Below are 20,471 nucleotides of genomic sequence, written 5' to 3'. Positions count from 1 at the left end.
CGTGAGCAGGCTGGATGAGGATACCTGCCGCTCCTCCCCCGACGAAATCAGGGGTGGGCGGGTCCCGATCAGACCCGGGCCGTGGTGCGCATCCAGTCCACGAGCCAGTCCGGGAAGAACCCGGGGATGCCGGAGAAGTGGAAGGTCAGCCACAGCACGGTGGCGATGAACACGATGCCGATGAGCCCGACGAGTGCCTTGACGACGATGTTCTGTCGCCGGACCCACTCCTCCCACAGGCGGAGGTTCTTCTTGACGAACTCGAGGACGCTCTGCGCCTTCTCGAACTCGCTCGACCACACGACCAACCCGCCGATGACGATGAGCCAGCCCGGCCCGGGGAACGGGATGAGCAGCAGACCGACGACGACGATGACCAGTCCGAGCAGGAACACCGCGACGCGATAGACCTTCGCGCTCGTAGGGTTGGCCCGAATGCGTCGGCGCCAGGCCCAGTCGTCGTCCTCGGCGTCGATGAGGACGTGGTGGTCGACGCCGTCCCCGCTCTGCAGGCCATCTGCGCCTTTCGAGGCTTCGGCGCCAGAGTTCTCCGGCACGCGCTCGTCCGTCACGGGTCCATCCCGAGGTCGCGTTCGGCCTGCCGCCACACGTCGACCAGCTTCTGCGTGATCGGACCCGGTGCGGCCAATTGCCTCCCGTCGACCACGTGCACGCCCTGCACGTCGCGCGAGGAGTTGCTGATGATGACCTCGTCGGCGGTCTCGAGGACGGAGAACGGCAACGTCTCCTCGACGACCTCCAGCCCAGCGGCCCGGCCCCATTCGATGGCGAGTTCGCGGGTGATGCCCGCGAGGCAGCCACTCTCGAGCGGAGGCGTGCGCAGAACCCCGTCGGTGACGACGAAGACGTTGGAGGCCGTGCCCTCGCACAGCTCATCGCGCGTGTTGGCCATCAGCGCTTCTTCGGCGCCCTGCGAGATGGCGCGGCTGATGGCGATGACGTTCTCGGCGTAGGACGTCGTCTTGAGCCCGGCCGTCGCACCCCGCTCATTGCGCACCCACGGGACAGTGATGACGGCGGCCGACGGCTTGTGCGGCCTGGACGGCGTGGCCGCCACGATGACGGTCGCCGGCGAGTCGGTGCGGTCGGAGCTGAGCGGCCCGAGACCGCCAGTCACCGTGATGCGCACGCGTCCGAACGGGATGGGGTCACCGGAGAGCACGGCCTCGATGCCCTCGCGCACGTGTGCCTCGTCGACCTGCGGGAGCCCGAGCCCATCGAGTGTGCGACCCAACCGACGGAAGTGCCGCGTCAGCGCGAACGCCTTGCCGTCCACGATCTTGCACGTCTCGAACGCGCCGTCACCAACCGTCACACCGTGGTCGAGGGCGCGCAACGTCGGCGCGTTCATGTCGACGACCTGACCGTCCACCCACACCCGGATCTCGCTCATGGACCAACCATGACAGATGCGCACCACCTCGCCAGCGGGGACTCGCCCCAACGGTCAGTCGCGGGCCGAACCACGCGCCAGCGCCATGAGCCGCGCCGCCTTGAGCTCGGTCTCGCGCAGTTCACCGACGGCGTCCGAGCCCCAGGTGATCCCTGCACCGGTTCCGAAGCGAAGGACCCGACGCCCGGACTCCTCGGTCGTCACCCAGAACGTCCGGATCCCGACCGCGAGCAGCGCCTCGTCCCGGTCCGCGTCGATCCAGCCGATGGCCCCGCAGTACGGCCCTCTCTCGGCCGTCTCCAGGTGCGCAATCGCCTGCAGCGCCGTGTGTTTCGGCGCCCCCGACACCGACCCCGGTGGGAACGACGCGTCGAACACCTCGCGCCACCCAACCCCCGTACGCAGCTGCCCCGTGACGTCCGAAACCAGGTGCACAAGGCCCGGATGGTCCTCGACGCGGCACAGGTGGTCGACGCGAACGGTGCCCGGCCGGCATACGTGCTGCAGGTCGTTCCGCACGAGGTCGACGATCATGACGTTCTCGGCGTAGTCCTTCGCCAACATCTCTGCCGCCGTCGGCGCCGTCCCCTTGATCGGGCTCGACGTCAGCAGGTCACCGCGCCGAACGAGGTAGGCCTCCGGAGACGCGCACGCGACCTCGAGCCCCGCCTCGGGGATGTCGATCGTCGCGGCGTACGGAGCCGGATTGCCCTGTGCGAGAACGTCGCCCAGCGCTCGGATGCTGCCGATCCCGATCTCCGTGCTGAGCACGCGACAGAGGTTGACCTGATAGACCGTGCCGCGCGCGATGCTCTCGCGCACCGCTTCAACCCCTTGGACGTATGCCGGGTCGTCCAGGCTCGCGGTCCACTCACCGTCCGCTCCGGGCCAGCCCTCCACGGAAGGTGAGCGCTCCTCCGGGTGGGACACGGACGGCATACGCACCGCTGTCAGGTCTCCCTCGAAGGTGACGACGACGGCCCAGAAGCCGGACGTCAGGTCGTCGACGTCGTGGGTGACGGCGTCGACCCCACTCGCCTCGATGACTCCCCCGTCCAGGGAAGTGAACCTCGCCCACGCCACGGCGACGATGCTAGGCCTCCGCCGGACCAGGCGAAGATGCTGGGGTCGACGATGGCGAGTGCAGTGGTGAGCACGGACCCGACCCACACGACGAAGATCACGGGGGAACGCCACACATGGCGTGGGTCGAGCTTGCGGATCGCCTGGGGGGCAACAGTGGTCAGGGTTGCGGTGTTCATGCGAGTGCCTCCGCGAGGGGTCCGAGGGCCAGTGCAGGGAAGAACGTGAGTCCGGCGAGGATGAGGGCAATGCCGAGGAGCAGGCCGACGAAGAGCGGCGTGTGGGTCGGCATGGTCCCGGCTGTCTCCGGGCGCTTGCGCTGCTCGACGAGCAGACCGGCAAGGCGCAGCACCAGCAGCATCGGCAGGAACCGGCCGAGGAGCATGCAGAGTGCGAGCGTGAGGTTGAACCAGGGTATGTCGGCGCTCAGTCCGGCGAAGGCGCTGCCGTTGTTGTTGGCCGCCGACGCGTAGGCGTAGAGCACCTCGGACAGCCCGTGCGGCCCGGACGCCGACATCTGGCCCGTGGCCCCGTCGAGGACGAGCGAGGCCCCGGTGAAGCCGAGGACGAGCACCGGCATGAGGAGGGTGTAGAGGGCGGCCGCCGTGATCTCGGGGCGTCCGATGGTCTTGCCGAGGTACTCCGGGGTGCGTCCGACCATGAGGCCGGCGACGAAGACAGAGAGAACGGCCACGATGACGATGCCGTAGAGGCCCGATCCCACCCCGCCCGGCGATATCTCTCCGAGGAGCATGTTGCCGAGCAGCACGCCACCTCCGAGCGGGCTGTAGCTCTCGTGCATCGAGTTCACCGCGCCGGTCGACGTGCCGGTCGTCGAGGCGGCGAAGATCGTCGACGACCAGAGGCCCAAGCGCACCTCCTTGCCCTCCATCGAGCCCGTGGGGGCACTGGACGCCGACACCTCGGCCCACGTCGCCAGGGTGACGCTGCCGAGCCAGAGCACACCGGCGAACGCCGCCAACGCCCATCCCTGCCGACGGTCACCGACGAGGATGCCGAACGTCCGGGTCAGCGCGAACGGGATGACGAGCAGCAGGAAGACCTCGAGCAGGTTCGTCAGTGGCGTCGGGTTCTCGAAGGGGTGGGCCGAGTTCGCGTTGAAGTAGCCACCCCCATTGGTGCCGAGCTCCTTGATGGCCTCCTGGGAGGCGACGAGTCCGCCACGGATGACCTGGTCGACACCGTCGATCGACGTGATCGTCATCGGCGCCCGGAGGTTCTGGATGACGCCGCCGAGGAGCAGCAGCACGGCCCCGATGAAGGCCCCGGGCAGGAGCACCCGCACGACCACGCGGGTGAGGTCCACCCAGAAATTGCCGATCGACGTCCCCTCCGAGCGGGCCAGCGCCCGCATCAGCGCTCCAGCGACGGCGATGCCAACTGCCGCCGAGACGAAGTTCTGCACGGTGAGACCCACGGTCTGGACGAGCGGGCCGGCCCCCAACTCACCGGCATACGACTGCCAGTTCGTGTTCGTCACGAACGAGACGGCGGTGTTGAGCGCGGTGTGCCAGTGCATTCCGGCGGTTCCCTGGGCGAGGGGCAGCGACGTCTGGGCGACGATGAGGGCGAACAGCACGGCGATGCCCGCGACCGAGAACGCCACGACGCTCGTGGCGTACGACCTCCACCCCTGTTCGGCACTCGTGTCGACGCCGACGAACCGATGGATCGCTCGCTCGATGCGCCAGTGGCGGGTGTCGGTGAGGGTCGCGGCGATCCACGACCCAAGGGGAAGTCCGACGCCGACGAGGAGCGAGACAAGGACACCGAGGGTGAGCAGTCCGCTCACGGTGTCGCCCATCAGAACTTGTCCGGGCGGATGAGGGCGTACACGAGGTAGGCGAGAACGGCGAGCCCGACGATGGCGCCGATGAGGTTGTCGATCACGCTTCGAGTCAAGGCCTGCCAACCGTCCGTGACGACGGCGTTGACGCCACCCTGACAACCGTTGACGGGTTCTTGACAGGGGCCCCTGCGCACGCCCGGACTGTGAGAGCGTGTGCCCGTGATCGAGACGCCTTCGCGCGCGGTGCTGCGGGACATGGGTGTGCTGCACGAGGCCGAAGGGCATGCGTGGCTGGAGCTGTCGACGTCCGGGACGACGACTCGCCCGCGCACGGTCGTCCGCTCCCTCGCGTCCTGGGAGGACAGCTACGACCACCTGAGCGATCTCACCGGGACGACCGCCGAGGATCGTGTTCTCGTCCCCGCGCCGCCGACAGGGTCCATGTTCGCCTTCGCACATGCCCACGCCGCCCACGTCGGTGCCGATGTCGTCGCACTGAACCGCTGGAGTCTTCGCGAGGCCGAGCGAGCACTGGTGTCCTGCAACGTTGCTCACCTCACACCGGCCATGCTCGCGGGCCTGCTCGAGCGCGATCTCGGTCTTCTTCGGACGGTCGTGTGCGCGGGTGCGGTGCTTCCTGATGGGGTGCGTCGGGGCGCGCTGGCGGCGGGGCTCCGGGTTGTCGACTACTACGGGGCCGCAGAGCTGAGTTTCGTCGCGATTCGTCGAGGTGAGCGCCTCGACCCGTTCCCCGAGGTCGAGCTCGACCTGCGCGACGGTGTGATCTGGGCGCGCAGCCCATGGCTGGCACAGGGGTACGCGGCGGGACAGTCAGGCCCGCTCCGCACCGACGAACACGGCTGGGCGACTGTCGGCGACCTGGGACGCTTCGACCCGGAGCTCGGGCTTGTCGTGCTCGGGCGTGGGGATGACACCGTGACGACGGGTGGGACGACCGTCCCGTGTTCCGACGTCGAGGAGGCCGTGCGATCGTTCACGTCGGTCACGGAGGCGGTCGCCGTGGGGACGCCGCACCCGCACCTCGGCGAGGTCCTGGAGGTGGTCGTCATCGGCCACCCAGATCTCGATCTGGACGAACTCCGTTCTCGCACAGCTTCCCTCGTCGCCGCGACGCACCTGCCGCGACGCTGGCACCGATGGGATCGCCTTCCACTGACGGCCGCTGGCAAGGTCGACCGCAGTGAGGTGTCACGCCGACTCGTCGAGGAACGAACCGCGACGGTGCCCAGCGAGGTGGCGCCATGACCGTGTCCGACTCAAGCCGCGTCCTCGCGCCCTCGACGCCGGTCGTGATCGCGGCCCGCCGCACGCCCATCGGGACATCGGGTCTCGCTCTGCGCGACGTCCCCGTCGCCGATCTTGGCACTCCCGTCCTGAGGGCTGTCGCCGACGATGTCGGACTCAGCGACCCGGGCCACGTCGTGCTCGGGAACTGCATGGGTCCCGGCGGCAACATCGCCCGCGTCACGGCCCTCGCCGCCGGATTCGACCTCGCCACACCGGCGCTCACTGTCGACCTCCAGTGTGGAAGCGGGCTCGCGGCCATCACGACCGCGTGCGCCCTCATCCGCTCGGGGACGACCGATGCCGTCCTCGCCGGCGGTGCCGAGAGCGCAAGCACCGCACCGTGGCGCATGTGGCCCCCTGCCAATGGTGCTGAGCCACAGCGCTATTCACGCGCCCCCTTTGCTCCGGCAGACGTCGGTGACCCAGAGATGGGCGTGGCCGCGGACGACATCGCCCTCCGTTGGGGCATCGCTCGTGAACGACAGGACGCGTATGCCGTCCGCTCCCATTCTCGTGCCGCCGCGGCTCGCGCTGCCGGTGCCTTTGACGACGAGCTCGTGCCCCTCCCCCGCCTCGGCCATGACGAGCGGGTGCGCGACAACCTGCGGGTTGCGACCCTGGCCCGGCTGCCGGCAGCCTTCACCGAAGGAGGCACTGTCACGGTGGGCAATGCGTGCGGCATCAACGACGGAGCGGCCGCAGTCGCCATGGTGACGGAGGCACGAAGGCGAGCGGCCGGCATACCCGGTGTGGCCTGTCTCGACTGGGAAACCGTCGGCGTCGACCCCAACCTTCCCGGCGTGGGTCCGGTCCCGGCGATCCGGAACCTGTTGCAGCGCAACGACCTCACGCTCGACTCGATCGACGTCATCGAGATCAACGAGGCCTTCGCAGCCCAGGTGCTCGCCTGCTGCGACGAGCTCGGCCTCGATGAGGAACGAGTCTGCGTCGAGGGTGGAGCGCTGGCGCTCGGGCACCCCTGGGGCGCATCGGGCGCCGTCCTCGTCGTGCGCCTCTTCAGCCAGATGGTGCGTGCGGACGGGCCGAGGCTCGGTCTCGCCGCGATCGCCGTCGGCGGTGGGCAGGGTGTGGCGCTCCTCGTCGAGCGCGTGGGCTGACCGACGCGTGGGCTGATGGCAGTCCCTCACGCTCGGCCACACCCTGCAACCAGGTTGGATCCGTGACCACGAGCCCGCACGTGAGAACGAGACTCCGACCGAGCGCCTCGACCGCAACTGGGAGGAGCTTCTCCAGGAGCTGCGCGTCACGCAGACCGGCGTGCAGCTCCTGGCCGGCTTCCTCCTCACGCTGCCGTTCCAGCAGCGGTTCGCCCAGATCAGCAGTGGGCAGCGCACGGCCTACCTCGTGGCGCTCGCCTCGGCCATCGTCGCCACGACCCTCCTTGTCGCGCCCGTCAGCGCCCACCGCCTCATGTTCCGCCGCCACGCCAAGGCCCTGCTCGTCGGGTTCGCCGACACCGCTGCCCGGGTTGGCCTCGTCACGCTCGCCGTGAGCATCGCGTCGGCCACGTTCCTCATCTTCGACGTCGTCGTCGGGCGCGGGGCGGCCGTCGTCTCGACGGTCGTCGCGGCGCTCGTCTTCGTCGTCAACTGGCTCGTCATCCCACTCTTCGTTCGCTCCCACCTGGGCGAACGGCATACGGAATGAACGAAGAGAGCGGCGGCGCCGGGGACGACGAAGCTCGGTTCGCGCGCTGCGACCACGGAGCGACCCAACCACGTTCCCGACCGACCTCCGGAGGTCCTACGGGTCGGGCCTTTGGTCCCTGTGCCGTGTGGGCCCCGGAGGCGACGCTTGAGCTGTCAGCAAGCCGCTGACACACCTCAAGGAGAGGCAACGACCATGAGCTCCACCGTCCGCATTCGTGACAACGTGAAGGGCCCGCACGCCACCGCGCCGGCGACGCCGGAGGCGGACGTGAAGGGTTCGTCCGCCTTCACGTGGTTCGCCGGACTGACCCGCATCGCTCTCGGCTGGGTCTTCCTGTGGGCCTTCCTCGACAAACTCCTCGCCCTGGGCTTCTCGACCGGCCGCAATCCCGAGACCGGGGTCGTCGACCGCTTCGGGTCGGCTGCCTGGATCCACGAGGGGTCGCCCACCGAAGGCTTCCTCAAGTTCGGCACCAAGGGGCCGCTCGCGGACTTCTACCAGAGCTTCGCCGGCGCCACGTGGGCCAACTGGCTATTCATGATCGGACTGGCCGGCATCGGCATCGCACTCACCCTCGGAGTCGCCACGAGGATCGCGAGCGTCTCCGGCGCCCTGATGCTCGTGCTGATGTGGAGCGCCACGCTCCTGCCGGAGAACAACCCGATCATCGACGACCACATCGTCTACGCCCTCGTGCTCGGCATGCTCGCAACGGTGTCGGCCGGTCGCTACCTCGGTCTCGGTCGCTGGTGGGAGAGCCTTCCGATCGTCCAGCGCAACGCCGCCCTCAAGTAGCCGCGCCACCGTCAGGAGCCCGGTCCGCCCCCTCGGCGGGCCGGGCTCATTCATGCCTGCACCCGCCTCGGAGCAACGATGGAGAACCGGGACCAAGGACCCTGTGTGGCTCCGGCCGAGGGCGGCACGCTGGAGCCATGGACACCATGCGGCACGAACCCCTCATCGACGGGACGCGCGAACTCGACTCCCACGAGTGCTGGGACCTGCTTCGCCAAGCGGTCATCGGGCGGCTGGCCGTCATCCACGACGGCACGCCGGACATCTTCCCGGTCAACTTCGCGGTCGCCCACGGCACCGTCGTCGTAAGGACGGCCGCGGGCACGAAGCACGCGTCCGCACGCAACCAGGCCGTCGCGTTCGAGGTCGACGGCTACGACCTCGAACGGGCCGAGGCCTGGAGCGTCGTCGCGCGAGGCACCGTCCACGAAGTCACCGATCTCGACGAGACGATCGCGGTGATGCGGCTCCCACTGCTGCCGTGGGCAAGCGGGTCGAAGCCGCACCTTCTCCGGTTGCTGCCGACCACCCTCACTGGTCGGCGGATCCGGGTCGAGGGCGGGGTGCGTCAGGCATGACACGGGCGGCTGCCCGAGGCCTGCTCGACCGTCCCGCCCGGACTCCACACACCGAAAGGCCCATCCATGCTCGTTTCTGAGGTCATGACCAGCCCTGCCCGCAGCCTGCACCAGAGCGCGACAGTCGACGACGCCATAGAGCTTCTCGGCGGCCTGCGCATCAGCGCGGTCCCGGTCGTCGACGACCACGGCCGCGTCATCGGCATCGTCTCCGAGGCCGACCTCCTGCGAGACCACCTCCCCCGGGATCCCAGAGCCCACCTCCGCCCCGACGCCCCGAGCACCCGTCCCCGCCTGCTCCTCGCGGAGGTCATGTCCTCCGCCCCGACGACAGTCACTCCGGTTGCGGACTGCTCCGACGTCGCGCAGACCTTCGCCGGGACCAGCTTCAAGAGCCTGCCGGTCGTCGACGACCAAGGCCTGCTCCTCGGCGTCGTGAGCCGCAGCGATCTTGTCCGAGTCCTCTCGGCTCCGAATCCCGTCCTCGCCGACGCCATCGCGACGGCCCTCGCCATCGCCGGCCTGCCCCCGCGCCCCACGATGGTCCAGTCGGGACATGTCACGCTCACCGGCTCGGATGACGGCCTGGACGACGCAGTACGCGCCGTCGTCGCAACCGTTCCGGGAGTCCGCAGCGTCGACCTCGTCTGAGAGGCCGACCGACGAAAGGCGGCCTGTCAGGCCCCCACAACGACGGAACCGCGGCCCGGACCGAAGTCCGGAACCGCGGTTCCTGTGGTGGGCGATACTGGGTTTGAACCAGTGACCTCTTCCGTGTCAGGGAAGCGCGCTACCGCTGCGCCAATCGCCCGTGAGGGGTAAATCTTCGAGGTGGAGACGGGATTTGAACCCGTGTAAACGGCTTTGCAGGCCGCTGCCTCGCCTCTCGGCCACTCCACCACTGAGGGGTGGCTACCCTCCGAGCGGATGACCGGGTTCGAACCGGCGACCTCAACCTTGGCAAGGTTGCGCTCTACCAACTGAGCTACATCCGCACTGCGCCCTGCTCGGTTTCCCTCGCTGGCGTGCGGGAAGAAACTTAACTGATCATCCCGGTGAATTCCAAACTGGGCCCCTCACCGGCCCGATCCGACCCGGATCCGCGGGATCACGAGGGTCTCGTCGTCGCTGATCGGCGTGAGTGGGCGACGTGCTGCGTCGCGCAGGCCCCGCAGGTCCAGGTCGTCGTCCTCGTCCGAACTCTCCTCTTCGGCGTCACCACCCGACATCTCCGCCGAGGCCTCCTCCGAGCGACGCACGCCTGCTCGGCCCGGCACCACGAGGTCGGCGATCCGGGTCCGCAGACCGCGCTCGTCATCCGAGGGCCAGAGGTTGCGGATCGCTGCGTTGAGCGCCGCGCCGATGAGCACCGCGATGGCGAGCATGTAGAGCCAGATGAGCAGGACGATCGGGGCGCTCAGCGGACCATAGATGGAGGTGCCACCCAGCGAGGCTGCGATCGATCCGCGCACTGCGAACGAGGCCATGACCCAGATGAGCAGGGTAAGCACCGCTCCGGGGATGTCGCGCGTCCACGGACTCCGGACCGGCGTGGACACGTGATAGAGGCTCGTGAAGCCCGCAATGACGAGCAGCGAGACCACGGGCCAATAGAGATAGGTGAGGAAGTCCAGGCGGTCCGGGAGCACGTCCCCCAGGAGAGTCGGGCCAATGAGCACCAAGGGGATCGTCACGACCCCGACGAGCAGCGCGACGACGTAGAGGGAGAAGCTCAGCGCCCGCGTCTGGACGATGCCGCGCACGCCGGACTGGCCATACATGATCGACACCGTGTCGACGAGCACGTTGAGGGCGCGCGAACCCGACCACAGCGACAGCACGAAGCCTGCGGAGATGAGGTCGAAGCGCCCATCCCGGAAGACGTCGTTGACGGTCGGTGACAACGTCGACGAGATGACGTCCTCGGTGAGGAAGCGAGCGGCATACTCCGTGATCGCCGAGCGCACCTCCTCCACGGTGTCGGAACCGAGCCAGCGGCCGACGTAACCGACGCCACCGAAGAGTCCGAGGACCAGCGGCGGCAGCGACAGGAGCGCGAAGAACCCGGCCTCGGACGCCAGCCCGGTCACGCGGTAGCGCAGGCAGATGCGGATCGTCTCCACCGTCAGCCGGGCGAGGGCCTCGAGGGCAGGGAAGCGCGCCAGCCACTGGCGGAGGCGTCGCTTCGCGTCGGTCACCCGTTCACGCTAGCCGCCCACCTAGCACGCTCCGGCACGTGACACGGCCCTGCGCCGGACACGACGTGGTCACAGTGATGGGCACGGGGCGTCAGGTCGGGCTACCGTTCGGCGCGTGCAGACCCACGACGTCGTGAACCAGGTGCCGGACTTCTCTGGGCACAACCTCTTCACCACCGATGCGGTCGCGGTCGAGGCCGTGGCGCGCTGGGGCCGGGCCGACGACGTCGCCGGGCTGACCGAACTCGGGGCCCTGGCCGGCAGTTCGGAGGTGCAGGGGTGGGCCGACGATGCACACCGCGACCTGCCGCGGCTCCTGACGCACGACCGCACGGGACGCCGCCTCGACGAGGTGGCATACACCCGGAGCTACCACGACCTCATGCGCACCGCGGTCGGTCACGGGCTCACTGCCGAGGCCTGGACGCAGCCGGCCGGCTCCGGGGCGCACCTGCGGCGGGCCGTTGGGTTCCTCACGTGGTCCCGCGCCGAGGCGGGTCACCTCTGCCCGATTTCGATGACGTATGCCGCGGCGCCGGCTCTGCGGTCGACGCCCGCTCTTGCGGAGCGCTGGCTCCCCCGGCTCGCCTCGCGCACGTATGCTCCGGAGCTTGCTCCCTTCGGGGAGAAGGTCTCGGCCATCGCCGGCATGGGCATGACCGAGAAGCAGGGCGGGTCGGACGTTCGGGCCAACGCGACCCGTGCCGTCGCCGCGCCCGGAGGCCCGATCGAGGGCGGAGAGACGTATCGACTCACGGGCCACAAGTGGTTCTTCTCGGCACCGATGAGCGACATCTTCCTCGTCCTCGCGACGACGGACGCCGGGGTCACGTGCTTCCTCGTCCCCCGCGTCCTCGACGACGGGTCCCGCAACGCCCTGCGGCTGCAACGCCTCAAGGACAAGCTCGGCAACCGGTCCAACGCCTCGTCCGAGGTCGAGTTCGAGGAGGCGTGGGCGGTGCGCGTCGGCGAGGACGGCCGCGGTATCCGCACGATCCTCGACATGGTGTCGTCGACCCGGCTCGACTGCGTCCTCGGTTCGTCCGCGACGATGCGTCAGGCCGTCGTCCGGGCCGTGCACCACGCCCGTCACCGTTCGGCATTCGGCTCGCCGCTCGTCGATCAACCGCTCATGCGCAACGTGCTGGCCGACCTCGCGATCGAGGCCGAGGCCTCGGAACTGCTCGGCCTGAGGCTGGCCCACGCCGTCGACTCGGGTGACACCGAGTTCGCCCGGCTCGGGGTTGCCCTCGGGAAGTTCTGGGTCTGCAAGCGCACCCCCACGGTCGTCGGAGAGGCGCTCGAATGCCTCGGCGGCCCGGGGTACGTCGAGGAGAACGGACTGGCCCGCCTCTACCGCGAGGCCCCGCTGAACTCGATCTGGGAAGGATCGGGAAATGTCAGCGCGCTCGACGTGTTGCGCGCCATGACGCGTGAACCTGCGAGCGTCGCGGCCCTCGACAAGGAACTCTCGCTGGCCCGCGGGCACGACCGACGTCTCGACCGGGCGATCGACGCCGTGTCGGAGCTCGTGGCAGCAGCGGGCGCACAGGACGCCCCGTGGCAGGCCCGTCGGATCGTCGAGCACCTGGCCGTCACGCTGCAGGCCGCCCTGCTCGTCCAGCACTCCCCCGCCCCCATGGCCGACACGTTCGTCGCGAACCGCCTTGGCGAAGGGGCCTGTGGTCTCGCCTTCGGCACCCTCGAGGCCGTCGGCGAGGCCGAGGTCACGCAGATCCTCGACCGCACCTTGGCCTGAAACCTGCCTTGTGTGCCCCAGCGCGACCTCTGGCTCGCGCTGGGGCACACAAGGCACAGGGGGTGATCAGGGCATGGCAGCCAGGCGCTTCTGCTCCGCCTTGACGTCGAAGTCGGCCTTCGGCCACTGCGGATCGAGGGCGCGCAGGTGCTCGAGGACGAGCTCGGTCACGGCGAGGCGGGCGTACCACTTGCGGTCCGCCGGCACGACGAACCACGGCGCCACCTCGGTCGAGCACTTGTCGATGGCGACCTGGTAGGCCTCCTGGTAGTCCGCCCAGAACGCACGCTCGTCGAGGTCGCCGGGGTTGAACTTCCAGTGCTTGTCCGGTCGGTCGAGCCGTTCGGCCAGACGTGCCTTCTGCTCGTCGCTCGAGATGTGCAGCATCACCTTGATGACGGTCGTGCCGGACTCGACGACCTTCTTCTCGAAGGCGTTGATCTGTGCGTAGCGCCGCGACCACTGCGAGGGTGGCACGAGGTCGTGGACACGCACGATGAGGACGTCCTCGTAGTGCGAGCGGTCGAACACCCCGATGTCACCCGGGCTGGGCAGGGCGTTGCGAATGCGCCACAGGAACGGGTGCTTCTTCTCCTCGTCGGTGGGCGCCTTGAAGGAGGTGATCTCCACACCCTGCGGGTCGAACGCGCCCACGACGTGGCGCATGATCCCGCCCTTCCCGGACGTGTCCATGCCCTGAATGATCAGGAGGACCGAGCGCTTGCCTCCGCCCTTGGACTCGGCGTAGAGGCGCTCCTGGAGCTCGGCGAGTTCGTCACCGAGACCGGCCAGGGCCTCCTCCCCTGCCACCTTGTCCCCGTCGAATCCGGGTGTCGATCGCGGGTCGAGGGAAGCCAGGTCGAAGCCCTCACCTGCGCGCAGGGCCTCCCTGAACGACGTGGGTGCGGACGCCGAGCCCTTGCCCTTGGCGTCCTTCGAGCTCTTCTTGTCCTTGCTGTCCTTCGCCTTCTTCTTCGCCATGCCAGCATCCTGTCAGTGATGGGTGCCGCAGGTGGTGCGAGACTCGCGCTGTGCGCCTCCTCCTCGACAGCCGCTCACGCTCCTTCTCCCCTGGCCTGCTCGGCGACGACGCTCTCGCGCGGCTCTACGCGTGGCCCTCGGGCGGCGGCGTGCGTGCGAACTTCGTCAGCACTCTCGACGGGTCTGCCGTGGGCGCAGACGGGCGAAGCGGGTCGATCAACACGGACGCCGACGGTCGGGTCTTCCACCTCCAGCGGGAGCTCGCCGACTGTGTCCTCGTCGGCGCGGGAACCGCCCGCGCAGAGGGCTATCGGCGGGGCTCCACACCGATCGTCGTCGTGAGCGCCCACGGCCACCTCCCCGAGTCACTCGCCGATGGGGAGGGCCGGGCCATCCTCGTCACCTGCGCCGCGTCGGGGCGCACCGAGGACGACGACGTCTGGGTCGTCGGAGACGATGTCGTCGACCTCCCGGCCGTCGTGAGTCGCCTGCGAGAATCCGGTATGCCGGCCGTCCTCGCCGAGGGCGGTCCTCACCTCTTCCACGACCTCCTCGAGGCAGGAGTCGTCGACGAGTTCGCCCTGACGTTGGCGCCGCGCCTCGTCGGTGGCGACCACCTGCGCGTCGTCGCCGGTTCCCCGCTGGGTGAGACGTCCGGTCTCGACGCCGAGATCGTCCACCTCCTCGAGGAGGACGGCTCGCTCTTGGGCCTCTGGCGCGTCACCTCTCCGTAGGCCCTGGTCCACCCCCGTCCCGAAGTCACCCAATTGGGTGACTTCGGGACGGCTCGCGTGTCCAATTGGGTGACTTCGGGACGGCTCGCGTGTCCAATTGGGTGACTTCGGGATGCGACCTGTGGCGGGGACGTCAGCCGGCGAGGAGTTCGAGCGCGCGGAGCCTGCTGTCGAGACCCGGCGCCGCGTTGACGACCATGAGCTCGTCGGCGTCCGCGTGCTCGGCGAACCACGTCAGGTAGCGGCCGACCGTGTCGGCATCGCCGACGGCCGAGTACGTCAGCATGTGCTGAGCCTGCTGCCCCACGGGTGAGTGGAGCAGGAGGTCGATGTCAGCGTCAGTCAGCCGGCCGGCATACGCCGGCACGCGCGAGGCGAGCGAACGCACACGCGACCTGAGCACCGAGGCGCCCAGCGCTTCCGCCTGTTCCTGCTCGTCGGCGACGACGACGTTGAGCGCGGCGATGACGTGTGGTACGGACAACTGCTCCGAGGGCTGGAACTCGTTGCGATACACCGCAACTGCGGCCTGGAGCGCATCCGGCGCGAAGTGGCTGGCGAAGGCGTAGGGCAGGCCGAGGCGCGCCGCGAGGTGCGCGCCGAAGAGTGAACTGCCGAGGATGTGCAGTGGGACCTTCGTGCCGCGCCCGGGAATGGCGTTGATCGTCGGGACGATGCTCTCGTCCGACAGGTAGCCCTGCAGCTCGAGGACGTCCTGCTCGAACCGATCGGAGGCGCGCGGGTCGACACGCAGGGCGCGCATCGTCACCTGGTCGGTCCCCGGGGCCCGTCCGAGGCCGAGGTCGATCCGGTCGGGGTGCAGCTCGGCCAGGGTGCCGAACTGCTCGGCGATGACGAGGGGCGAGTGGTTGGGCAGCATGACGCCGCCCGAACCGACGCGGATGCGCTCGGTCCGGGCGGCGACGTGCGCGAGCAGGACCGCGGTCGCCGCGGAGGCGATCGAGGGCATGTTGTGGTGCTCGGCGAACCAGAGGCGCTCGAAGGTGCCCAGCTCATCCGCCTTCTGCGCCAACGTCACGCTCGCCTCGAGCGCCTCACTGATCGGCTGGTCGCGCCCGACCGTGGCGAGGTCGAGCAGCGAGAGCCGCGGTCCTGCGTGGCTCATGCCGGGACCGCCACGCGGGACTCGTCGTCGGCGCGTGTGTCGCTGGAGTGCGACACGCTGACCTCGTCCTCGTCGAGCTCGAGACGAGCGTCAGCGCCACCGAAGGTGTTCGCGTTGTAGACGCCCTCGTCGAGCAGCCCGTGACGCTTGGCCACGACCGTCGGGATGAGCGCCTGACCGGCGACGTTGGTCGCCGTCCGGATCATGTCGATGATCGGGTCGATGGCGAGAAGCAGCCCCACGCCCTCGAGCGGCAGGCCGAGCGTCGACAGCGTCAGGGTCAGCATCACGACGGCGCCGGTGAGACCCGCCGTCGCGGCCGAGCCGACGACCGACACGAAGGCGATGAGGAGGTAGTCGGTGAGACCAAGGTCCACACCGAAGAGTTGCGCGACGGTGATCGCCGCCAGCGCCGGATAGACCGCGGCGCAGCCGTCCATCTTCGTCGTCGCACCGATCGGCACGGCGAAGGAGGCGTAGTCACGCGAGACCCCGAGGTTGTGCGTCACGACGCGCTGTGTCAGGGGCAGGGTGCCGATGGAGCTCCGTGAGACGAAAGCGAACTGGATCGCGGGCCAAGCCCCGGCAAAGAACTTCACCGGGCTCAAACCGTTGGCACGAGCGACGATCGGGTAGATCACGAGGAGCACGATGGCGCAGCCGATGTAGACGTCGGCCGTGAAGATCGCCAGCGGCCCGAGCAGGTCCCAGCCGTAGTTCGCGACGGCCGAGCCGATGAGGGCCGCAGTGCCGAGCGGGGAGAGCTTGATGACCCACCAGACGAGCTTGCTGAAGACCTCGAGCGCGCTGCGGGTGAGGTTGACGAACGGCTCGGCCTTGGCTCCGACCGAGAGCGTCGCGGCGCCGAGTGCGATGCCGAGGACGACGAGTTGCAGGATGTTGAAGTCGGGGCTCGACGTGAGCGCTCCGGCCTCGTCGGCGGACGTCGAGACCTCGAGGCCGAGGAAGTTGCCGGGCACGATCGAGGTGAGGAAGTCGAGCCAACTCCCGGTGTGGCTCGGCGCCTTGGCGGCGCTCGTGTCGAGCGTGGCGCGCGCACCGGGATTGGTGAGCAGGCCGAGGGTGATGCCGACGACGACGGACGCGGCCGCCGTGATGGCGAACCACACGAGGGTCTCCCCTGCGAGACGCGCCGCGTTCGTCACCTGCCGCAGGTTGGCGATGGACACGATGATCGCCGTGAGGACGAGCGGGACGACGATGACCTTGAGCAGCTGGACGAAGATGCCGCCGACGGTCTTGAGGGTCTCGGCCAGCCAGGCCTGGTCGAACTGGCGGGCGACGAAGCCGAGCACGACACCGGCAGCGAGGCCGATGAAGACCTGGGCCCAGAAGGGGACGCGTGGACGCTTGGGGCCTGCCGTGGGCGCAGCCTGCGCGGGTTCGGGCTCAGTGGCTTCGGGAGTGATGCTGGACATGACGAAACTCCTGGAGGAGAAGTGGATGGGGGTCGGAGGCCGTCAGGGACGACAGCGGTCGCTCGCATCCATCCGCAGGTCCACGTGAAGCTTGCGCCACAGGTCAGGAGTCATGGCGGGAGTGCACACGAGGGCGGCAACCGAGATCACCGCGCGGCTATTCCCACCGACCTCGACACGTCCACCCATCGGAACTCAGTTGGCGGCGAAGTCGCGGACGAGCTGCTCCCACCGCTCGGGATCGGTGTTCCACTCCTTGCAGTGCCGAGCCACCCGCCACTCCTCGAAGTGGACGAGGTCCGGGCGGTGTTGGGCGAGAGCCCTGGACGGGCCGACGGGGACGAACTCGTCGTCGGCCGAGTGGATGAGCAGGATCGAGTGACGCAGCTCGTCGGCCCGGCGCACCCAGTCGGTCTGTGCGACGTCGACGGACTCGTGAACGCCCACGAAGCGTTTGCCCCAGGGGCGGCCCATCATCGTGCGCGACAGGGTCCCGACCGGGCGGGGCACGTGGTGCATGCGTGCGTGGTGATCGAGCACGTCGGCCCAGTCGATGACCGGGCCATCGAGCACGACACGTGACACGAGGTCGGCGAGGGGCGAACGGTCGAGGAACTGCAGGGTGATGGCTCCCCCCATGGACCACCCCACGAGGAGGATCTCTCGGGCACCGGACCGGACGGCATACTCCACCGCGGATTCGATGTCGCGCCATTCGGACAGTCCCAGGTTGTAGCGCCCGTCGGGGCCGGCCGGGACGTCCTCATCGTTGCGATAGGTCGGCACGAGCGAGGTCCATCCAGCCGCGTGCAGCGCCGGGAGAGCGCGGAGCGCCTCCTGCCGTCGCGCACCCCGGCCGTGCACGAGGACAGCCCAGCGCGACCCGCGCCCCTCCCGCGCCGGCACGACCCACGCCGGGAGGCGACCGAGCTCGCCCTCGACGTCGACATGCTCCGTCGGCAATCCCAGGTCGGAGTCGGGCGTGCCGGCGTAGTGGTAGCCGTTGAAGCGCGCACCTCCGGGCGCGAGCCGTCCCGCGTCGAGCCCGAGGACGAGGCGTTCGACGGTTCCGTCCGCCACGTCGGTCCCCGTGAGATCGCCGATGCGCACGTGTCCGCGACCGCCATCGAGCCAGAGGCCATAGAGTCCCGGCACGACCGTCTCGGCGGTCGCGCTCAGCAGCAGCCGATCGTCACGAACCTCGAGGAGTTCGACGTCGTCGGGCCGCTTCCGTTCCGGAGTGAGCACCTTTCTGGCGAAGTATGCCGCTGCCGCGAGGGACCCTGCAGCGCTCGCCAGCGTCGTGGTGGCCCCCACTGCTGCCGCCGCCGTCGCCGCCCGGCGCAGCCCCGATCGACTAGCCACGGAGGACGTCGGCAAGGTCGTAGGACACGGGCTCCTCGAGCTGGGCGTAGGTGCAGGACTCGGGGTCGCGGTCCTCGCGCCACCGCACGAACTGCGCCGTGTGGCGGAAGCGGACGCCCTCCATGTGGTCATAGCGCACCTCGACGACCCGCTCGGGACGGAGCGGCGTGAACGACAGGTCTTTGCCGGCGGCCCATCGCGAGCCGGCGGCGTTCTGCGGGGTGCGGGTGCCCTCCTCCTGCTTGGCCCAGGCCCACGGGTGGTCGTCGAAGTCGGTCTCGAGCGGCTGGAGCTCCTCGAACAACTCCTTGCGCCGGGCCATCGGGAAGGCCCCGATCACGCCGACACTCGCCAACGTCCCCTCGTCGTCGTAGAGACCGAGCAGGAGCGAGCCGATGAGATCGTCGCCGCTCTTGTGCGTGCGGTAGCCCGCGACGACGCAGTCGGCGGTGCGTTCGTGCTTGAACTTGTGCATGGTCCGCTTGTCCGGCTCGTAGGTCCCGTCGAGCGGCTTGACCATGACACCGTCCAGGCCGGCCCCCTCGAACTGCTCGAACCACTGCTGGGCCTCGGCGGGATCGCGGGTCGCGCGGGTGAGGTGGATCGGTGCCTCGACGCCGGCGAACGCCTTCTCCAGCTCGGCCCGGCGCACCTCGAACGGGTCGCCCATGAGGTCGCGCTCCCCCAACGCCAGCAGGTCGAACGCGACAAAACTCGCCGGGGTCTCGGCAGCGAGCTTCTTGACCCGCGATGCGGCCGGGTGGATGCGCTGCTGGAGCAGGTCGAAGTCGAGACGGTCCTCCCCCGGTCGCACGAGGATGATCTCGCCGTCGACGACGCACTTCTCGGGGAAGTTCGCGAGGACGGCCTCGACGACGTCCGGGAAGTAGCGCGTCATGGGCTTCTCGTTGCGACTGCCGATCTCCACGAGGTCGCCGGAGCGATAGATGATCGAACGGAACCCGTCCCACTTCGGCTCGTAGCTCACCTCGCCCTCGACGAGCTTCTTCGACGGCTTGGCGAGCATCGGCGGGATCGGGGGCACGACCGGCATACCCCACTCCTCGCGAAGCGCAGCGTCGCGCTCCGCCTTGGGCGCCATGTACTCAGCATCCGACTTGTCCTGACGCCGCTTGCTCGGCTGCACTCGCGGTGGCTCGCCCGGCATCTTCGGGTAGTCGGGCGGGAAGTTCAGCTCGCCCAGACCACGCTCGATGTCGTTGTCCCACAACGTCATTGCGGGCGCGATGTCGCCGACCGTGTCGTCCATGCCCTCCCATGCGTCGCCGCGGTCGGCGACGATCTCGGGGACGGTGAGGACGGTGAAGTCACCCGGTGCGACCGTCGGCAGCTCGTCCCACGTCACCGGCATGGAGACCGGCGCCCCGGCCAGAGGTCGGGGGCTGTAGGCCGAGGCGATGGTCCGGTCGCGGCAGGCCTGGTTGAAGTCGACGAAGACGCGCTCCCCGCGCTCCTCCTTCCACCAGCTCGTCGTCACGAGATCGGGCAGACGCCGCTCGAGCTCGCGGGCGATCCCGATGACGCCGTGCCGCACGTCGAGGAACTCGTGTGTGGGCTCGATGCGCGCGAAGACGTGGACGCCGCGGTTGCCGGACGTCTTCGCCCACCCCGTCAGTCCGAGCTCGGCAAGCAGTTCGCGGAGCGCCACCGCCGCCTCGACCGCGTCGGTGAACGTGCGGCCCGGCTGCGGGTCGAGGTCGATGCGCAACTCGTCGGGGTTGTCGTTGTTCGCCGTCCGGACCGGCCACGGGTGGAAGGTCACCGTGTTCATCTGCACCGCCCACACCGCCGCGGCGACCTCGTCGACGACGAGTTGAGGATGCCGCCTCCCCGACGGGTAGCGGCACGACACCGTGCGGATCCAGTCGGGCATCCCCTTCGGTGGATTCTTTTGATAAAACTCCTCGCCGTCGATGCCCTCGGGGAAACGCTGGAGGGTGACCGGCCGGTCCCCGATCGCGCGCACCAGGGGTTCACCGACCGAGACCATGTATGCCGCGAGGTCACCCTTCGTGATCCCGTCACCCGGCCACATGAGCCGATCCGGGCTGGAGAGCCGCACCTCCCGCATTCCGTCCGGGCCGTCGATCTCCATCGTCAGTGGGGACGCCATGGCGGTCAGCCTAGGCCGTGCCCATGACACGTGGCCGTCCTCACCGAGCCTCGATGAACTCGTGGTCATCAAGACT

The 20,471-nt window shown here is 69.2% G+C and carries 19 protein-coding genes and 3 tRNA genes; 8 read left to right on the top strand and 14 right to left on the bottom strand.

Translation table 11 applies throughout. The features are described 5' to 3' along the window. Positions 1–68: 68 nt before the first annotated feature. The 5 genes from N803_RS04440 to kdpF all read right to left on the bottom strand — a co-directional run bounded on the left by N803_RS04440 (position 69) and on the right by kdpF (position 4,420). Positions 69–572 (bottom strand): TIGR02611 family protein, encoded by a 504-nt coding sequence (locus tag N803_RS04440; protein ID WP_245617005.1) that lies wholly within the window; start codon positions 570–572, stop codon positions 69–71. Continuing rightward, positions 569–1,414, bottom strand: coding sequence for an aminotransferase class IV (locus tag N803_RS04435; RefSeq protein WP_211253454.1), 846 nt, complete (start codon positions 1,412–1,414; stop codon positions 569–571). The genes N803_RS04440 and N803_RS04435 overlap by 4 nt, the downstream gene beginning before the upstream one ends. 54 nt (positions 1,415–1,468) lie before the next feature. Beyond that, complete coding sequence (locus N803_RS04430) at positions 1,469–2,497, bottom strand: chorismate-binding protein (RefSeq protein ID WP_084764013.1); 1,029 nt, start codon at positions 2,495–2,497, stop codon at positions 1,469–1,471. A gap of 175 nt (positions 2,498–2,672) precedes the next feature. Beyond that, on the bottom strand, positions 2,673–4,322 hold the full coding sequence (gene kdpA, locus N803_RS04425) for a potassium-transporting ATPase subunit KdpA (RefSeq protein WP_035902960.1): 1,650 nt from the start codon (positions 4,320–4,322) through the stop codon (positions 2,673–2,675). Continuing rightward, a complete protein-coding gene (gene kdpF, locus N803_RS18680) occupies positions 4,322–4,420 on the bottom strand; it encodes a K(+)-transporting ATPase subunit F (protein WP_211253453.1) in 99 nt (32 codons plus the stop codon). Before kdpF ends, kdpA begins: the two co-directional genes overlap by 1 nt. Before the next feature lie 106 nt (positions 4,421–4,526). Here kdpF and N803_RS04420 point away from each other — a divergent pair, with 106 nt between their 5' ends. The 6 genes from N803_RS04420 (at position 4,527) to N803_RS04395 (ending at position 9,310) form a co-directional block, all read left to right on the top strand. Then, positions 4,527–5,573 (top strand): AMP-binding protein, encoded by a 1,047-nt coding sequence (locus N803_RS04420; protein WP_052111773.1) that lies wholly within the window; start codon positions 4,527–4,529, stop codon positions 5,571–5,573. After that, positions 5,570–6,733 carry a thiolase family protein gene (locus tag N803_RS04415; RefSeq protein WP_052111771.1) on the top strand — a complete coding sequence of 388 codons (1,164 nt, stop codon included), beginning with the start codon at positions 5,570–5,572 and terminating at the stop codon, positions 6,731–6,733. The genes N803_RS04420 and N803_RS04415 overlap by 4 nt, the downstream gene beginning before the upstream one ends. Positions 6,734–6,776: 43 nt before the next feature. Beyond that, positions 6,777–7,283, top strand: coding sequence for a DUF6328 family protein (locus N803_RS04410; RefSeq protein WP_052111770.1), 507 nt, complete (start codon positions 6,777–6,779; stop codon positions 7,281–7,283). Between the two features lie 195 nt (positions 7,284–7,478). Continuing rightward, entirely contained in the window at positions 7,479–8,081 is a 603-nt protein-coding gene (locus tag N803_RS04405; protein WP_035902958.1) for a DoxX family membrane protein, read from the top strand. Positions 8,082–8,218: 137 nt separating this feature from the next. Next, on the top strand, positions 8,219–8,659 hold the full coding sequence (locus N803_RS04400) for a pyridoxamine 5'-phosphate oxidase family protein (protein ID WP_156969655.1): 441 nt from the start codon (positions 8,219–8,221) through the stop codon (positions 8,657–8,659). Between the two features lie 66 nt (positions 8,660–8,725). Beyond that, a complete protein-coding gene (locus tag N803_RS04395) occupies positions 8,726–9,310 on the top strand; it encodes a CBS domain-containing protein (protein ID WP_035902957.1) in 585 nt (194 codons plus the stop codon). A gap of 85 nt (positions 9,311–9,395) precedes the next feature. On the opposite strand, the gene N803_RS04390 is transcribed toward N803_RS04395, so the two are convergent. From N803_RS04390 to N803_RS04375, 4 genes are all read right to left on the bottom strand, one after another. Continuing rightward, positions 9,396–9,470: transfer RNA gene (locus N803_RS04390), tRNA-Val, on the bottom strand. A gap of 18 nt (positions 9,471–9,488) precedes the next feature. Then, positions 9,489–9,559 (bottom strand) — tRNA-Cys (locus N803_RS04385). A gap of 22 nt (positions 9,560–9,581) precedes the next feature. Continuing rightward, positions 9,582–9,654, bottom strand: a tRNA-Gly gene (locus N803_RS04380). Positions 9,655–9,735: 81 nt separating this feature from the next. Further along, positions 9,736–10,857, bottom strand: coding sequence for a YihY/virulence factor BrkB family protein (locus N803_RS04375; protein ID WP_035902955.1), 1,122 nt, complete (start codon positions 10,855–10,857; stop codon positions 9,736–9,738). Positions 10,858–10,972: 115 nt separating this feature from the next. Here N803_RS04375 and N803_RS04370 point away from each other — a divergent pair, with 115 nt between their 5' ends. After that, complete coding sequence (locus tag N803_RS04370) at positions 10,973–12,616, top strand: acyl-CoA dehydrogenase family protein (RefSeq protein WP_035902954.1); 1,644 nt, start codon at positions 10,973–10,975, stop codon at positions 12,614–12,616. 66 nt (positions 12,617–12,682) lie between these two features. Here N803_RS04370 and N803_RS04365 read toward each other — a convergent pair whose 3' ends face one another. Then, complete coding sequence (locus N803_RS04365; RefSeq protein ID WP_035902953.1) at positions 12,683–13,597, bottom strand: polyphosphate kinase 2 family protein; 915 nt, start codon at positions 13,595–13,597, stop codon at positions 12,683–12,685. Positions 13,598–13,647: 50 nt separating this feature from the next. Here N803_RS04365 and N803_RS04360 point away from each other — a divergent pair, with 50 nt between their 5' ends. Continuing rightward, positions 13,648–14,331 (top strand): dihydrofolate reductase family protein, encoded by a 684-nt coding sequence (locus N803_RS04360; protein ID WP_035902952.1) that lies wholly within the window; start codon positions 13,648–13,650, stop codon positions 14,329–14,331. Between the two features lie 133 nt (positions 14,332–14,464). Here N803_RS04360 and N803_RS04355 read toward each other — a convergent pair whose 3' ends face one another. The 4 genes from N803_RS04355 to N803_RS17855 form a co-directional block, all read right to left on the bottom strand. After that, positions 14,465–15,457, bottom strand: coding sequence for an LLM class flavin-dependent oxidoreductase (locus tag N803_RS04355; RefSeq protein ID WP_035902951.1), 993 nt, complete (start codon positions 15,455–15,457; stop codon positions 14,465–14,467). Then, the gene (locus N803_RS04350; RefSeq protein ID WP_035902950.1) at positions 15,454–16,896 is read right to left on the bottom strand and encodes a dicarboxylate/amino acid:cation symporter; all 1,443 of its coding nucleotides are present in this window, start codon (positions 16,894–16,896) and stop codon (positions 15,454–15,456) included. The genes N803_RS04355 and N803_RS04350 overlap by 4 nt, the downstream gene beginning before the upstream one ends. Positions 16,897–17,091: 195 nt before the next feature. After that, complete coding sequence (locus N803_RS04345) at positions 17,092–18,261, bottom strand: alpha/beta hydrolase family protein (protein WP_156969654.1); 1,170 nt, start codon at positions 18,259–18,261, stop codon at positions 17,092–17,094. Continuing rightward, positions 18,254–20,395 carry an ATP-dependent DNA ligase gene (locus tag N803_RS17855; protein WP_084764001.1) on the bottom strand — a complete coding sequence of 714 codons (2,142 nt, stop codon included), beginning with the start codon at positions 20,393–20,395 and terminating at the stop codon, positions 18,254–18,256. The genes N803_RS04345 and N803_RS17855 overlap by 8 nt, the downstream gene beginning before the upstream one ends. Positions 20,396–20,471 lie beyond the last annotated feature (76 nt).

The organism is Knoellia subterranea KCTC 19937 (genome assembly GCF_000768685.1).
Lineage (GTDB): Bacteria > Actinomycetota > Actinomycetes > Actinomycetales > Dermatophilaceae > Knoellia > Knoellia subterranea.
Note: the sequence above shows the minus strand (reverse complement) of the source record. Positions and strands in the feature narration are given on the sequence as shown.